At 45.4% G+C, this 16,322-nt stretch carries 16 protein-coding genes; 4 read left to right on the top strand and 12 right to left on the bottom strand.

Going from position 1 to position 16,322, the window contains the following annotated elements:
- Positions 1-52: 52 nt before the first annotated feature.
- The 4 genes from OCU35_RS16370 (at position 53) to OCU35_RS16355 (ending at position 3,268) form a co-directional block, all read left to right on the top strand.
- Entirely contained in the window at positions 53-898 is an 846-nt protein-coding gene (locus OCU35_RS16370; protein ID WP_102335149.1) for a formate/nitrite transporter family protein, read from the top strand.
- 139 nt (positions 899-1,037) lie between these two features.
- The gene (gene cobA / locus OCU35_RS16365; RefSeq protein ID WP_261825950.1) at positions 1,038-1,796 is read left to right on the top strand and encodes a uroporphyrinogen-III C-methyltransferase; all 759 of its coding nucleotides are present in this window, start codon (positions 1,038-1,040) and stop codon (positions 1,794-1,796) included.
- A 219-nt stretch (positions 1,797-2,015) separates the two neighbouring features.
- Positions 2,016-2,864 (top strand): hypothetical protein, encoded by an 849-nt coding sequence (locus tag OCU35_RS16360; RefSeq protein ID WP_261825949.1) that lies wholly within the window; start codon positions 2,016-2,018, stop codon positions 2,862-2,864.
- 170 nt (positions 2,865-3,034) lie between these two features.
- Positions 3,035-3,268 (top strand): hypothetical protein, encoded by a 234-nt coding sequence (locus tag OCU35_RS16355; RefSeq protein WP_261825948.1) that lies wholly within the window; start codon positions 3,035-3,037, stop codon positions 3,266-3,268.
- Positions 3,269-3,279: 11 nt separating this feature from the next.
- Here the strand turns inward: OCU35_RS16355 and OCU35_RS16350 are convergent, their stop codons facing one another.
- From OCU35_RS16350 to OCU35_RS16295, 12 genes are all read right to left on the bottom strand, one after another.
- Positions 3,280-4,746: a pyridoxal phosphate-dependent decarboxylase family protein gene (locus OCU35_RS16350; protein ID WP_261825947.1), complete on the bottom strand. Its 1,467-nt coding sequence runs from the start codon at positions 4,744-4,746 to the stop codon at positions 3,280-3,282.
- 179 nt (positions 4,747-4,925) lie between these two features.
- A complete protein-coding gene (locus OCU35_RS16345) occupies positions 4,926-5,417 on the bottom strand; it encodes a hypothetical protein (RefSeq protein ID WP_261825946.1) in 492 nt (163 codons plus the stop codon).
- 30 nt (positions 5,418-5,447) lie between these two features.
- Complete coding sequence (locus OCU35_RS16340) at positions 5,448-7,589, bottom strand: LruC domain-containing protein (protein WP_261825945.1); 2,142 nt, start codon at positions 7,587-7,589, stop codon at positions 5,448-5,450.
- 248 nt (positions 7,590-7,837) lie between these two features.
- A complete protein-coding gene (locus OCU35_RS16335) occupies positions 7,838-8,476 on the bottom strand; it encodes a sugar transferase (RefSeq protein ID WP_261825944.1) in 639 nt (212 codons plus the stop codon).
- Positions 8,477-8,501: 25 nt separating this feature from the next.
- Positions 8,502-9,674 carry a glycosyltransferase family 2 protein gene (locus tag OCU35_RS16330; protein ID WP_261825943.1) on the bottom strand — a complete coding sequence of 391 codons (1,173 nt, stop codon included), beginning with the start codon at positions 9,672-9,674 and terminating at the stop codon, positions 8,502-8,504.
- Positions 9,675-9,676: 2 nt separating this feature from the next.
- The gene (locus tag OCU35_RS16325) at positions 9,677-10,759 is read right to left on the bottom strand and encodes a glycosyltransferase (protein WP_261825942.1); all 1,083 of its coding nucleotides are present in this window, start codon (positions 10,757-10,759) and stop codon (positions 9,677-9,679) included.
- A gap of 266 nt (positions 10,760-11,025) precedes the next feature.
- Positions 11,026-11,667 carry a CatB-related O-acetyltransferase gene (locus OCU35_RS16320; protein WP_017028139.1) on the bottom strand — a complete coding sequence of 214 codons (642 nt, stop codon included), beginning with the start codon at positions 11,665-11,667 and terminating at the stop codon, positions 11,026-11,028.
- Between the two features lie 222 nt (positions 11,668-11,889).
- Positions 11,890-13,215, bottom strand: a complete 1,326-nt coding sequence (locus OCU35_RS16315) for a hypothetical protein (protein ID WP_261825941.1) — start codon at positions 13,213-13,215, stop codon at positions 11,890-11,892.
- Positions 13,202-13,831, bottom strand: coding sequence for a hypothetical protein (locus tag OCU35_RS16310; protein WP_261825940.1), 630 nt, complete (start codon positions 13,829-13,831; stop codon positions 13,202-13,204). Before OCU35_RS16310 ends, OCU35_RS16315 begins: the two co-directional genes overlap by 14 nt.
- Complete coding sequence (locus OCU35_RS16305; RefSeq protein ID WP_261825939.1) at positions 13,825-14,808, bottom strand: VWA domain-containing protein; 984 nt, start codon at positions 14,806-14,808, stop codon at positions 13,825-13,827. Before OCU35_RS16305 ends, OCU35_RS16310 begins: the two co-directional genes overlap by 7 nt.
- Positions 14,801-15,826 carry a vWA domain-containing protein gene (locus OCU35_RS16300; protein WP_261825938.1) on the bottom strand — a complete coding sequence of 342 codons (1,026 nt, stop codon included), beginning with the start codon at positions 15,824-15,826 and terminating at the stop codon, positions 14,801-14,803. The genes OCU35_RS16305 and OCU35_RS16300 overlap by 8 nt, the downstream gene beginning before the upstream one ends.
- Positions 15,819-16,322 carry a DUF4381 domain-containing protein gene (locus OCU35_RS16295; protein ID WP_261825937.1) on the bottom strand — a complete coding sequence of 168 codons (504 nt, stop codon included), beginning with the start codon at positions 16,320-16,322 and terminating at the stop codon, positions 15,819-15,821. Before OCU35_RS16295 ends, OCU35_RS16300 begins: the two co-directional genes overlap by 8 nt.

The raw sequence follows: 16,322 nt of genomic DNA, 5'->3' as shown, positions 1-16,322 counted from the left end.
CTTTGACTATTCAATTTCAATTTTTAACTTTAACTTTTATATGGATAGCAAAATGAATGATCTAAAACCTGCAGAATTTGTGCAAACGATGATAGACGTTGGTGAAGCCAAGGTGAAAACAAGCACGCGAGATCTTCTTCTCCGTGGCACCATGGCGGGTATCATCCTGTCTCTAGCGGTAGTGGTGGCAATCACTGCTATTGTTCAAACTGGCGTAGGCATTGTGGGCGCACTTGTGTTCCCAGTGGGCTTCTGCATCTTGAGTCTTATGGGTTACGACCTAGTGACGGGTGTATTTGGCCTGGCTCCACTAGCAAAATTCGAAAACCGCAAAGGCGTTACTTGGGGCCGTATCATGCGTTGTTGGGGCCTTGTAGGTCTTGGTAACCTGATTGGTTCTTTGATTGTTGCGTTTCTAATCGCAGTATCACTAACGGGTAACTTCTCTCTTGATCCAAACGCAGTAGCGCAGAAATTCATCGCAGTTTCTACCGCTCGTACTGTTGGCTTCGAGAACATGGGTATGGACGGATGGATTACGTGTTTCGTGCGCGGTATCTTCTGTAACCTTATGGTTTGCTTGGGCGTTATTGGTAACATGACAGCACGTACGGTTGCGGGCAAGATTGCAGCAATGTGGCTACCGATTTTCATCTTCTTCGCACTCGTATTTGAACACACAGTAGTAAACATGTTCTTGTTCCCACTTGGAATGATGCTTGGTGCTGACTTTGGTATTGCAACTTGGTTGAACTTCAACCTTATTCCAACAATCCTAGGTAACATCGTTGGTGGCCTACTGTTTACTTGTATCCCACTTTACCTAACTCACGCTAAAACGGCTCCAGCAATCGACGCTGAAGAGAAAGTAGAAGCTGAGCTAGCAACACAGCGCTAAATTCTGACATTGCCTCACCTTTGTGTGGGGCAATTGTTTATAACAAGTGGTCGAGAACCGAGTTGTTGGCCACTTCTTATAAATAATTGTGTCGCTTTAGAACGAGAGTTTTAAGGCCTTTGCATTAGAGAACTTTTTTATGACTTCTAAATCAATCTCTGCAAATCAAGGTGGATTTGTTTCTTTGGTCGGCGCTGGCCCAGGTGATCCAGATCTTTTGACTGTAAAGGCATTACGTCTGATACAGAAAGCAGAAGTGATTGTGTATGACCGTTTAGTGTCACCTGAAATCATGGAATTAGTTAATCCTAATGCGGAACTTATCTACGTAGGTAAGCGTTTAAATCATCATTGTGTGCCCCAAGATCAAATCAACCAAGTGTTGGTTGATCAAGCGCAGCAGGATAAACACGTTGTTCGCCTTAAAGGTGGTGACCCGTTTATCTTTGGCCGTGGTGGTGAGGAACTCGAAAAACTTGCGCTAGAACAGATCCCTTTTGAGGTGGTGCCGGGTATTACGGCAGCGGCAGGTTGTACTGCTTATGCAGGCATTCCTTTGACCCATAGAGATCATGCGCAAAGTGTTCACTTTATTACTGGCCATCTTAAAAAAGAAGGTATGGATATCGATTGGGCCGCCTTATCCAAGGGCAACACAACCTTAGTCTTCTATATGGGACTAAAAGAAAGTGGTAACATTCAAGATAAATTAGTGAATGCTGGTTTATCAGAAGAGACTTCTATTGCGATCATTGAGCGTGGCACTACGCCTCAGCAGAGAGTATTGACTGGAACACTTTCTCAGTTATCAACGATAGCTCAAAAAGCTGAAAGCCCGTCGCTGATTGTAGTCGGCAGTGTAACGAGTCTTCATTCACAACTTAATTGGTTCGAATAGCTGTTATTCAACCGAGTTATTTTTGGGTCAAGCCCTTATGAGACGGAGCTTATAAGAGTTGCACTTTTTATGGTAGTTGTTGTGAGCAAAGTAGTAAATTCGCTTCCAAATGGTGCAAATGATCCCAAGTCGATCTATTGTTATAGCTGAAAGCTGTAATGAGAGTTTCAGGAAGAAGCCTCTAATAGCGCAGTTACGCTTTAGCAAGGAAAGCTAAATATGAAAAAACGAATTCTGGGGGCGACATCGCTTTCAGGTAGCCTAGTGTATTTCCTGTTCGGATTAGCACTGGTTACGTCTTTGTCTACCTATCAAGGGTATTCGGCGCCAATTACACACGCGTCCTTTTTTGCCAATAGTTGGCAATGGCTGGCTAGCATCTTATTTTGCTGGGGCTTGTTGCTGATCTTCTTTACCAGTGCGCGTCGTACTGTCAGAGCGGTATGGTCTTTAGTGGTCATTATTGCCGCATTAGGTGTAGGGCGCTTTATTGGCTCTCACTCTGTTCACCAAATTCAATACCAAGAGCCGAGCGTTTCTATGGCTGTGGTACCTGCACAAACCCAGCAAACTCAACAGCCGATAACTCTGCCACAACCTACCGATTTGAATCAGAGTTACCAACAGGCCGTAATGGAGTCAGGTTGGTATTCGATTTTGGATATCTCTCGTTTGCAAAACGATACTGACTTGGTGGAAAGCTACGCCATCATTAAGGACACCAAGTCGGCAATTCTTAATCATCTGCTACAAACACAGCAACAAGTGCATGAGCTCGAGCAACAGCTTTACGACAATGAAGCCAGTGCCCAAATGGAAGACAATTACATCGATGCACAGATCCTACATTCTCAGCAGCAAAACGAGATGTGGAAGGCGGAACTGGCCGCGCTTCAAGAGGTGAGAAGTATTATCGAGATGTTAGATGCAAATCGTGATGGCTGGACTATCCAAGATGGTGCTATCGTTTTCTATTCAAACGCTGATAAACAACGTTTTGAGGATATTGTCGCTAGGATACAAGTTATAGCGGATCATCAGCGAGAGCTCACTGAATCGGTAGAATAAGAAAGCGTTAAAGATAATCAAGTAACTCGCCTCGTCAGTATGACGGGGCGTTTTAGTATTTATTGCTATTAAAGCTAGTAGTTTCACTAGTGCTATTTATCTCATCGAAGACCTATCTTTTAAAGGTATTAAAAATAAGCCTAACCAGGCACTGAGATTTGAGGTGATTTATGTCTTACAGCACGCTAGTTTTATACAAAAAAGATGGTTTTGGTACGTTTACTTTTCAAGACTCAGTAGAAGATTCACTGGAAACGTGTGAGGCGTTATTTAATGATTCTGATACTTGCTGGCACGACGATGTACAAAGCTCGTTCGTATTGTATTTAATTAATTCGAATAATCGTGTCATCGCCAGTAAGCAATTAACGGCAACCCAAAATCCAACAGTGGGTTACTTTTAACCTAATCTAATTCAAGGCATTAAACTGCGGCCAATACGAACAACGTCTTCGACTAGCCCAATGACATGCTTAGATTCAGTCCTTGCACCCAGATAACATGGGCGTATAGCGAGTTTTCCATTGACCTTAGTGGTACTGGGCAAATAGCAGTTCTCGCGTATTAACTGTCTATGTAATCGCTGATTAAAGGCATTGAGATCCTCTATTTGTAGGTCGTTAAAACGAAAACAGCAAATAGACAACTCTGGACTGCCGAGTAATTCTAGTTGAGGGTGATCCTGTATAAGTTGCGCGGTCTGGGTAGCCATGTCGTTGTGTCGCTTTATGCGCTCGCGCATCCCTTGGACACCTATCTCTTTTAGCATGGACCATACGACTACTCCTCGGCACGGAGCACTTAACTCCACGCTGTAGTCAAAGAAGGGGATACCAAAGCTATCGAGAGAGTGCTGTAATTGTTGTGATTCGGACAATGGGTTGTCAGGTGCGGACTCAACAGACCCTTCTAAATAATCTGCTGGCTCCTGAGTAAATGCACGGGCTAGTAACTCTCTGTCATTGACGAAAGTAGCTGCAATACCCACAGAGGCACCGAGCCATTTATGAGGGTCGGTAATGACAGAATCTGCTAACTCTAGGCCCTTATAATGACTTTGTACGCGCTCATCTAAAATACCAGGAAGTCCGTAAGCGCCATCTACGTGAAACCAAATACCGTGCTCTCTTGCAAGCGTTCCCATCGCAAACAATGGATCAATTGCACCCCTGTTGGTTGTTCCTGCACTGGCAACAATCGCCATTGGTATTTTGCCTTGGGATAGATCTTTTTCTAGCTTTTGTTTCAGGTCATCCATTAGCAAACGGCCTTGCGGATCGGTATCGATTGAAACGACATTCCGGCGACCAAGACCGAGCACTCCCATTGACCGCTGGATAGTGTGGTGACATTCACTGCTCGCATATACGGTCACTGGTTTGGTGATACCTTCCGCTGCTACATCAATACCTAGTTTCTCAAAAGTGAACTGACGTGCGCCCCCTAGGGCAATAAGATTGGCAACGGAACCACCGCTACTGTATACACCCTTCATATTGTTGAGATAGAACATATCAGCGAGCCAATCTAATGACAGCTCCTCTAGATAATTGAATGCCGTTTGCGTATATCTTTGAGGAGAAGCGACAGAGGCTGCAGTATTGGCTAGAGCCGCAACGGTTGTTGCGCCCGTGGTGATATAAGCGGTAAAACCTGGCTTAACGATGGCTGAACCGTTTGGAATAATAGTGTTGTTAAGAATCTCTATTACATTATCTATGCCGACACCTTGCTGCGGTACTTGCTCTGACAGGTCTTTCTGCCATGTTGCAGATGGGCAAAGTGCATCTTCATGATCAAAGTGTAAGAAGGTATCGAGCGCCTTTCCGATACGAGTTAAATAGTGCTCTATGTGTTCGGTTTCTGCTCTATCCTCTTTCACACTCAGACCCTCTACATAAGCCCTATAACAATGATGCCATCTAGGTAGAAACGAGTGTAAAGCATAGGTTATCTGCAGTGTGGCATAGGGATTCTTTTGGCAAATGTTTGAGGAAGGTAATGATAGGGTGTGAGGGCATATAAAGTGCTGCCTAAGTAAGGCAGCACTTCAACTCAAGGTTAGTAAGCTATTTCGCTGTTTTCTCTGGATATGACGCGTTGTAGTGGCTCTGTGCCGTCATAAAACCAAATCTCAGCGAGTAAGCTCGTATATTCTTGTGCGTACGTGATATTTATCTCTCCTTTTCCGCTATCTAGGGCTCCGTTAGCGATGCGATAGGCGTAATCTGGGGTGAGTGTGCCGTCAGCGCTTTCTTGGAATTCGCTGTAAACAGAAATATAAGCGCGCTGCGTACTAACACCACTGATGTCTACGAGTACATCGACAGTTTGAGTGGGGTTGTAGTCAAAGTCGTCGGGCACCGCTAAGTCTTGCATAGAGCGCAGCGGTACTTGAACGCTTGCTTCTTCTGTTGCTTCGCTGTCACTGCTCGCCACAGGCTCATCGACTTGAGCCGCTCCCGATGAAGAGTCGGAGCCGCCACCGCCGCCTCCACACGCAGTAAGCATCAAAACCGCTAGAATGGATGTTGTTTTAGTGAATGTATTCATAATGAAATCCTCTATAGTCCTAGCTTAGTTTTATTGGTCGTAGATTTTTGAACGGTCAGAGCGGTTACGCTTGTGCCATGTGGTTTTTTGTTGACCCCCTGATTCCGCATATTCTGCAAATTCTGGGTAGGCATGAACTAAGTCTGTGCGCTCTAAAGGCCATCTCCACTCTTCTGTCATCAATAGTGCCCATGGCAGGTTATTGTCGGTTTTAAAGTAGGTGCCTTGCTCAGGATTACTAGCATCCACGCCTAGGTTAAACATGGCGTCGCCGTTAAATTTCTCCGTTGGGGCATAGTCAGCTAAGTGAACCTCCCATTGTCGACCTGGTTGGAATGGCAGTCCCTCACCATGGTAGTAACCTGGGGTTGCGAAGATGAAGGGGTCGTAGGGCATGGCAATCAGGTTACTGCGGTCGCTATTGCTATCTAGTGTGATGTGCAGTTCAAAGCTAAAGTTCTCGTCCTCGACACATCCAGCCTGAGTTCTGAAGAACGAACAGGTATTGGTTTTATAGTCTGTTAAGTCGGCATCAATGATGAAGATGGCTTCATTGCTGTCCAGCTCTAATCCGTTACCTTCTAGCAAAACGCCGTTGTGATATTGACGAGTTAACAGTGCATCGACATCAGTTTGCAGAATACCTTGTAAACGCACCGCGAAGCCATTGTGATAATCAGCGCCAACTGCGGCTAATCGTCCTTGAACTAAAGATTTCTCTACTTGGTTGTCACGCAACACTTCTGTAACTCGATAGTGCATGACGACATCGTTCATGTCGTAATCGGCGGTGTACGGCCAGTTATCCTCATAGGCGAGGGTAGCGTAGCCCGTTTCACTAGGGAAATGTCGGATTGTGATGCCAGCGGTAGAGACATTGATAGGGTGATCTTCTACTTCACCTGAGGTAGCGCCTCCGAAATAATCTAGCCCTTGTTGTTGGCTAAATCTAAAGCGCGTCCATGTGCGCCCATCGGCCGCGTTGTAATCTACGGTAAAGGGCAGGGCATTCAGACCTGCTGAGAGCTGAACATCTGAAAATACCTTCTCGCCTTCGTCATCAAAGTCGCCGTCTTGGTTCCAATCAAACCACGCAGACAGATAGCCCTGAGTAGAGGCATTAATGCTAACGATTGAGTCTAGTCCAGGCTCAATGGCGGTTACGAAGCCTACACCTGATTCATCTGCAATGCCTGTCGTATCATCACTCAGCGGCGCGATAAGACCGTCTTGTTCTCCATCTGGTGCTTGATTGCCCAAGTAAGTAATGCCATCAAGTTGGTGGCGGGGACCATTGTTCATTAGGGTGGTGAGGTAACTGTCAGGCGCATCACCAAAGTCGATCATTGAGTCTTCATCTATGATGGGCGCATTGGCGCAGCGAGCGCCATCATTTTGAGACGAGCTGGGTCCGTCAGCAAATTTAACCGCTGGAACAATACCCTCTGCGATTTTTTCAGGATCAGAAAGATCTACACGAAAGATATCTCCATCACTATTACGAGAAACGTAGTAGTTGCCGTTTACGTCAAAGTAGCCTGCGCCAAAGGTGCCTGTTACGCCTGTATCGCCGATAGCGGTTGCGGCGCCTGTGGTGGTGTTAAAGCGATATAAGATGCCACTGCCATTATCAATGCCATACAGCTCTTCGTCGCCCGGATGAAATGCAAAGTCTGTTAGCCTTACGCTTGCCGTGTTACTGATCTGCTCTACGACAAGGTAAGTGCTAGGATCATCGTCTAATGGTGCAAGGTCTATTTTGAATAAGCCTTTACCTTGACGGTATAGGTAGTAGACGTTGTTAATCACGTCACCCACATAAAAGGTGTGATCGGTTGGTAGGCCTACAGTGTTGAGGACTTCCGCCTGAAAGTTGTCACCCAATCGCACTATTTGTTTGTTGCCGGTGTCATAGCCATAGATATATCGGCTATCGAAATCAAAACCTACGGCATTGATATTGGTATTAAGCCCGGTATCACCTTGTAGCAGTGCGGTTTGCCCTGTCACCAAATTGACTCCGTAAACCTGTACTGGGTTTGCTTGAAACAAATAGGCTTTACTTGGGCAAGTCTCAAATGCAGCCGCTTCGGCCTCTGAAGCCATAAAACTAGCTCCGGTAGCGACTAGAATGCCCAAAAGACTTTTATTGAATCCTTTGTGGTTTGACATCTTAATTTCCCTTTACGTTGATGGCGCCAGTAGTGGTGAATAACCGGCTAATGTTGTTCGTACTAGAGGTATTCCAAGATGCGTGCCAACTTAAAAGGGCCGTTAATGGGGAAAATCGAGCTATTGTTGCTGATTTGATTCTCATTTTGAGAAAACCCCGAAAATCCGCAATCTAGAAATAAAAAAAAGCCCAACTAGGTTGGGCAAATGGAGATTCTTAGCATTTAAAAGGAAGTGATTTTCAGTAGTTACTGGCCTCTGCCATCGACCATGATGCGCAATGTTTTTACTGTGATCTGAAAATCAGTGACGAACCAATTTCGAACTGAGTTGTGAGATAGGGCATAGCTGTGGTCATAACCTACCTTTGAGCGAACATCTTCTATGGAGGTATCGTAGCCTTGATTCACCTGAGCAAGGCCGGTAATACCTGGCAGTACCCCGTAGGTACGGTCTGCAAAAAAAGGGATCTCTTTTTCTAAGGTTTTGTAAAACACTGGGCGCTCTGGGCGAGGACCAATGAGCGACATTTCTCCTTTCAACACGTTAAACAGTTGTGGCAGTTCATCTAAGCGAGTTTTTCTTAGAAAGCGCCCTACAGGTGTAATTCGCGGGTCGTGCTTAGTTGCCCACGCTGCACCTTTTGCTTCTGCATCTTGATACATAGTGCGGAACTTAATGATCTCAAACAGAGCCATTTCATTAGGTGTCGATTTTCCTACTCGCAATTGACGATAGAACAACGGACCCTTTGAGGTGCCGAGAATGGCAATGGCGATAAATGGCATTAAAGGTAGCAATAAGGCGATACCAATTAGTGACCCGGTAACGTCGAAGAAGCGTTTACCTAAGGTGATGGTATTGTTTTTCTTGGTAAGCGTGTACATAAGTAATTCCTTTTAAACTAACAAGTTAGTGGCTATTTTTGATAACCAGGTAGCGTAGACCACCGATCAGATTGGCGGTGTGTCCTAGTAATATGTAATGAATGAGTCCAAAGGGTTTGAATGACAGCAGCGGGGGACATACCCAACACACAAGGCTGGTGGTGTACACTGCAAGCTGCAGGTAAAAGGCGATTTGGAAAACAGCGTATTGTTGCAGTAATGCACTGCTCACAAGTGTGGCAAGCATTAGATAGGGCATTAACAAACGCAGTCCCTTGCCTGAGAAAAAAGCGAACGCTATCGCCTTAAACCTTGGATGGAATAACCCAAAAAGAGTAATGGCCTGCTGCATGTTTCCGGCTGAGATTCTTAGGCGACGTGCAAAGTCATCGCTAAGTTGCGTAGGTTGCATCTCGGTGGCAATTACATTGGTGTCGTAGTCTGCTAGATAACCTTTTTGAACAATTCGCATTGGTAAAATGAAGTCATCATTGATGCTGTTTGAGGCCAAAGGCTGAAATAGGTGACTACGAAACACGTAGAATGCTCCGTGTGAACCAATAGAGGTCGCGAGATTTGCCTCGGCAGATTTAATGCTACTTTGATACTGCCAATATTTTTCTTCCCCCTCGCTGCCGCAATCAAATAACGAGTAGGTGCCGTTTACTACGCCCACTTGCTCATTTTGAAAGTGAGATTCAGCAATCAGTAAGGCATCGATAGAAATCAGCGAAGTCACATCACTGAGTACGGTCAAGTCAGACTGAATCGATTCCATGGCTTCGTTGATGATGGCGACTTTACCGCGGTTTTGCTTATGCTCAATAACCTCAAACAGAGTGTCAGCACAAATGGCTTCTTGAATGGTGGCGGTGGCGACATTCGCTGTGTTGTCACTGCATCCATCACAGATGATCTTTACTGACAGTTTTTGTGTGGGGTAATCCAATGAGGCGGTGTTGCGGATCTTGTCAGCAATCCACTCTTCTTCATTGTAGGCTGGGATAATAACCGTAATGGTAGGGCGTTCGCTGTCTTCGGCTGTCTTTTGAAAGTGACGCAGCGAAACCGTGTTTTCTTCTTTTACTGTGCGTTTAGCGATGAACTTAAGCAGCAGAGGATACCCTACGTGGTGGTAGACAATAAGAAAGCTAGCGACAACGAATAATGCAATAAGTAGAGCGTGGTAAGTAGACATGATTAAGCTCCAATATTAGCGAGTTGTTGATAACGAGAGACGACGTCACGAATATCGTGTTTGTTAACGACATGATCTCTTGGTGAGGTGCTGGATGGCTTAAAAGCTTTGATGGCTTGTGCGAGTTTTTGGGAACAGTTTGCTTCCACCAATAGTCCGCTATCTGGACACAGGGTTTCGGCAGATGCACCGACATCAGTCACTAGGGTAGGCGTACCACAAGATTGCGCCTCAATAGCGGTTAATGGAAAACCTTCGTGGCGAGAGGGTAAGCAAAACAGATCTAAGCTTTGATAAAACATCGGCATATTTTCCAATCGACCTAGGAAAAACACTCGTTTTTCTAGACCTAAGCGATCAGTGAGGGTTTTAAGCGCTTCAAATTGAGAACCGTCACCGGCGATGGCTAATTGGTATTGCTGAGGGAGTTCGCTTATCGCGTGAATCAGCAAGTCATGACCTTTAACAGACTCCAATCGTCCTGCTGTGCCTATTAAGGTTTTGTCTTTAGGTAGGTTTAGTGCCTCTCTAGACGCTTGTTTTTGTCCCTCAACAAAGCGCAAGGTATCAATGCCATTGTGGATGGTTGTAAGCTTTGAATGAGCAAACAGCTCATCTAATCGTTTTTCAACCTTAAAGGCATCAGCGACAACCATAGGTTGCACCCACATTAGCAATGCACGCTGCAATTGACGGTGCTTAAAGCTATTTAGATGCCACACGTCGTGTTCAGTGTGAAGCTTAGCCTCGATGCCACACTGCTTTGCAGCAAGGCCAGCATAAAGAAGGGGGCCAATGTGATGAGTGTGAACAACATCGACACCTAGCTCTCGGAACAAAGCACTAAGGTCAGAGATGGCTTTTAGACTGAAGGCATCGGGTTTGTTAAGAAAAACTAAGTGATTCGCAAAATCTTTAAGTCGAGGCCACTTTTCTAAGGCTTGCTGTTTGGTTCCCTGCAGGCTGACAATATACACCTCGTGATCAACGCTACTAAAAGAAACGAAGTCCAGTGCCAAACTCTCGATACCCCCAGGGGCAAGATGCTGCACTACGTGAACGACAGTTTTAATATCCTTTTTCATAACGATTCCTTGTGTAGAGTCTTAGCGTGTTGCTAGGCAACCTAAATTCACTATGACTGTACATTGCAGGAGTCGTGCCAACTTTAACTCTTTGTTTTATGGTCGTTTTCTCAGGCTAGTAATGCTTTTTCTTACTCTGAGAATCATTTTGAAAGGAATAGCAGGTGATTGCGGGTGCATTTTTTGAAAATAAAGAGCGGGAAAGTAAAAAGTAGGGAAAGTAAAAAGCCGAGCGTTAAATGGCTCGGCGATATAATGCTAGGAAGCTAGATTTCGTTTCCGATATCCCAAGCCGCGGAAGCGCTTTTTAGTGCTGTGATGTCAGAGGCACATAGATAGCGCTTTAACGCTTCAAATTTCTCTGATGGCCAGTTGTAGACGTCTAGGCTTAGTAGATCTTCAATGATTTTTGGATCAAAGCGACTTTTGATGAGTTTTGCTGGCGAGCCTGCCACAATCGAGTATGGCGCAACATCTTTAGTCACCACACTATTAGCGGCTACAACTGCGCCTTCACCAATAGTAATACCGGGCATGATCATCGCTCGCATACCAAGCCAAGCGCCATCGCCTATTTGCGTGTCGCCTTTCCCTATGTACGCTTCATCTATGTAATCCATAAATGGATATAGACAAAACCAATCCACCCTGTGGGTATGATTGCCACCCATTAGAATGACGACTTCAGCCCCAACACAGACATAATCGCCGATAAAGAGCTTATCAATTGCCCATCGGGGTTCCCATTCACGACTTATCTTATCGCCGTGCAGATATCGGACGACTGACTCCTCAAAGCCATTGTCCCAACAGTCACTGTAATAACTGTGCTTACCTTTAATATGGATATTGGGATTGCTGACGACCTCATGCAACAATTGGTATTTTGACCAATGTTTTTCTTGCATAGTGTTACCTCTAAAAGTGTACGAATAATTAGCTAAAAATTACAGTGTCACGTTATAGAAGTCAGTGAATACGGGGTTGCTTGAGGAGAGGGGTTAGTTTCATTGTGTTATCTGAGTAATTGGAACGGTACAAGGATATCACAGCGAGCAATGAACTATAAAAACAAAATCGACAAGCATGAGCTTGTCGATTACCAAGTGACTACTAAGATCAAACCCTTTCTATGGATTAAGTCGCCAATCAAAACCCTCAGGCGTTGAACTTAACTCTTTGCTCGTCACAGCACTGAGTAAGATCTGCGCCTGTTGTTGTGTCAGTGGTTGCTTGTTATCACTATTAGCAAAAGAGTAGCTGAGCAATTGCTTCCAGATGGTTGCAGATTCGCTATCTAATCTATCAGCAAATGTGCGGTTTCCTGCTATCAAGTAAAGGTGGTCGACCGCCTCAGCAAAGCGTTGACCCTCGACCGCAGATTGATACTGCTTGATCTTAACGCCTACGTCGATCTTGGCCGGCGTCTTTTCTTGGGTGCTTGGCTTGCCTTTACGTTTCATCACCACGGTAATAACCAGGCAAACAAAAACCAGTAGACCAATCAGGTAAACGCCGTATTTAGACGCCAATCCTGTTATATCCTCAAGGTAGTTATGAGCTTGTAAGAGTGCACTACTAGACCCAACTTGAAACTCAAGAGGGTCAGTGGTCAGCGTCTTGAGTTCATTAGTCTCAGTGTCCCACCACTGTATTGATTGTGAAGGGATGACTAGCTTACCGGACTCTTGAAATACCACAGTAACTGCTTGGTTTAAAACAGCAGTATTGCGCTTACTTAAGCGATCAAAGATATTCTCTTTGGCGACGGGTTTTTGGTAAACCTCAACACCGGCAATGTCTGGTACGTTCACATCCGGCAGAAGCATCATATGTGAGTTCTTTACCTTCAGCTGGTAGGTGAGTACCACAGCTTCACCGACCTCAAACGCATCGCTGATAGGTTTATCTGTTTTAAGCGTGAACGTCGCATCTGTGCCAGATACAAACTCGTTAGTCGTATCAAGCGACGCAGGCATTTCAACATTAAACGTCGTCTCCTCAGAGGAAACCGTGCCTTTTAGCGGGTTTTCTTTATCATTATCAAGCACAACCGCAACGTCAAAGCTCGGTATTACAAAGGTGCCTGCCGTAAGAGGGTAGATATACAGCTTCGCCGTTTGTGTATACCATTTTTGGCCATCTAGCATGCGTGCAGAGCGCGCCACTTGTTGGTCGTCTTTTTTGACCACTGCATTTTTTAGATCCAGATAGGGCATTACCATCGCATCTTCAAATGGTTGTGTGCTGCTGATCTCTACTTCAACCAAAACCTGTTGTTTCGGAGCAATGCTTTCGCTTTTCACATCGACTGAGAGTGCCAATTGTTTATCATCAATGATTGGCTGAAGGTCATTGGCAAGGGTGGTGTTAGACACTGCCATCAACATCAAACCCAGAGATAGCGAAGAGAGCCAATTGAAAAGCCAGTTCTTCGATGGATTATTCTTGTTCATTTGCGTATTCCTGTTGAAACTTTTGTCGCAAGAACTTTGAAGGATCTTGTCTAACCTGCTTTAACCAAACCTGATCAGAGAGCTCGGCCTCGATACCTTCCGAAGCTTCTTCTTCGCTGGTGGCAATGTTTCTATCATCAATCATTTTCTCGCCTTCTTTCTTTTCTAAAGGCGCATTCTTTAGCTTTTCGATAGAAGCATTCATGACCTCAATATTCTGCTGCATCTCTTGCTGCAAGGCAGGCTCCTGGCTTAGCTCAACATAGAGTGCTTTGGCTTGCTCAAATTGATTAGAATAGGCAAATACATTCGCCAACAAATATTTTGATTTAGCATCTTCACGACCTTTAAGCAGCGTCATTGCGCTTTGAAAGTCACCAGCGAGATAGGCGCTGCGAGCTTTCCACTCTTGTGAATCAAATGAGGACTGAGCCTTGGCGTAGTCTCCTTGCTGAAAATATATATGCCCTTGTTGGTCTTTAGTTAGCCAAAAGTTCATGAAGCGAGCAGGGGATAAAGCCCCCCATAGCGCCAATACCACAAGGATTAAGAGAATCCATTGCCAGCTTGGTCTTTCCTTGAACCAATCCATACGCGATTGTTTGATGGTTACCATTGCAATGTCCACCCTCGTCTAAACCACATCAGTTGAATAGGCAGTAGCAAAAACAGCAACGGATAGCTAGAATCAACCCAAGGTTGTGCCTTGTCGTTTACAGCAAACAGGTTGCTTTGAATATCTTGATACACCTGCTCTACATCCGTTGAGTCATGAGTAAATAGCGTCATCGAACCATGACCCGATTGAGCCAGTGCTTCAAGTTCTTGAATCTGTGTACTTGATAAGCCCTGCGCTCCGTCGCGGCCACTGTCAGGGTTTTCACCCATCGCCCAAACCAAAACCTGGTGTTCTAAAGAGGCAAATTCTTGCTGCATTTTCTCAATCGCTTTCTGGTCTGTTTTATCAGTCACGATAAGCACCGTCGAAGATACCTTTGATTCCTTTAACAGGCTTACCACTGGGTCTATAACTGATTCTGGCTTGCTTTGGTTATCGGGTAACAAAGTAGGGTCTAGCACATCTAGGAAGTAGCGAAACAGCTCTCTATCTTTGGTTACTGGCATTGCCACGTGAGAACTTCCGCCGTAGACGACCAGCCCAGTCTTTGCATCACCCCTTAGGTCAGCCAATTGTGAGATCTTCTGCTTAGCGCGCTCAAGACGAGAGGGCTGAATATCCGTTTGCGACATCGAGCCTGAAACATCAAGGGCGACGATTAACTCAGCGTTATCTTCAAAAAACGGTGACGCTTGTTTTTTCCAAGTTGGGCCAGCCATTACGAGCGTTGATACCAGAGAGAAAACCAGAAATAGTTTCAGAGGTGTTAACCAACTGCCGCGTTGTTGATTTAGCGTTAGGTGCGCAATGATGTTCTTGGACATTACGGATTGCCACTGAGCCACTAAATCCTCTTGCTTTGTCATTAGGCGCTGTATCGCGAGTAACGGGACTAGAGCCAATAACCACCATGGACGCATGAAATGGAAATTGCTGATATCACCTGTCAGTCCCCAATCAAGTAAACTATTCATTTGGCACCTCTTGCGTGCGAGTTAGCACCTCTTTTACACGCTTATTGCGCCTAGCTTGGCCTGCAAAAACAAACAGTGCAGCCAGCAAATTGAACATAAAACTGATGCCAAAAGCCCAGTGATGCAGACTATGACGAGGTCTATGAGTCAGTAGTTCGAATTCTTGCTGCTCTAGTTCATCAATGGTGGCGTAGGCTTGGTCGAGCTCAGCTCGGTTCATTGCATGGAACATCTGTCCGCCAGTGATCTCAGATACTTTCTCTAGGGTAGGGAGATCCATTTTGTATCGCCCTTCGGTACTTGGGTCACCTATGGCTATGGTATAAATCTTCACGCCATACTTAGCGGCTATCTCGGCCGCCTTAACGGGAGGCATTTTGGAGCTGGTGTCGTCACCGTCAGTCAATAAGATCATAACTCGTTGCTTGCTTTGCTCTTGTTCAAATACGGCAATTGAAAGGCCAATAGCATCACCGAAGGCAGTTTGGAATCCGGCATAGCCTAGCTGGACATTCTCCAATAGTGCCAACCATGTATTGGTATCTTCTGTAAACGGCGCTTGAACGTATGCCGCATCTGCAAACAAAATAAGCCCTAGTCGGTCGTGTTCACGTTGCTTAGCGAAATCACTGAGCACTTGTTTTGCAATGTATAGGCGATCGTGTTTATTGCCTTTCTCATCGGTAAAGTCTTTTTCAGACATGGAACCCGACAAATCCAGAGCGACCATGATCTCTCTCGCCGATTTTTTCTGCTCTATAGGCTCACCTACCCACATAGGCTTGGCAATTGCAGCCACCAAAGAGAGGTAGCTAATGACAACTAATGCCCATTGGATTTTTCTTCTTTTAAGTAAAGTCGCACTTTGCGACGGTTTGTCTTCAGAGACAGAGACTAGGCGCTCAAAAAAGGGTACCTGTAGCGCACTCTTAGATTCCTTATAGGCAGGAACAAAGCGATAAACCAGCAGTGGCAATACCGCCAGCAAAAAGGCGAGTGGGTATTCAAACTCAACCATGTCTCACCTCGTGATGTTTTATCCAATGAGCGGTCTGCGTATACAAACCTAAACTCTGTTGCTGATCGATACTCGCATTTGGCGAATAAGAAAGTGACGCTAGTAACCCATTAAACTGAGTTGAAAATTGGCTCCCTTGGCATTGTTTATCCAACCACTGTTCCCATTGCTCTCCAAGTAAAGGGGAGACTTGTTTGCGCGGGTAGGCATCAAGTGCGGTTTTACGAAGCAACTGAGGCAATCGCTCCATCCCGTCGCTGCTTTTTTGTAGTTTCTCTAGTTCTTGCAAAGCCATACGGCGGTAGGCGTTGGCCTGATACTGGCGATAAGCAAGGTAAGTTCGATACAAGGCAAAGCAAACAATGATGCCAATCACAAGATACCAACCAGGAGCATTGGGAATCCATGATATGCCTTCGGGCAGAGAAGGCTCTGCCAACCCAGACATCATTGAGTTCATACTCGTGGGTTTAAGTGTTTCAGCGGTGGTACTCAT

This window comes from Vibrio breoganii (genome assembly GCF_024346795.1).
Lineage (GTDB): Bacteria > Pseudomonadota > Gammaproteobacteria > Enterobacterales > Vibrionaceae > Vibrio > Vibrio breoganii.
Note: the sequence above shows the minus strand (reverse complement) of the source record. Positions and strands in the feature narration are given on the sequence as shown.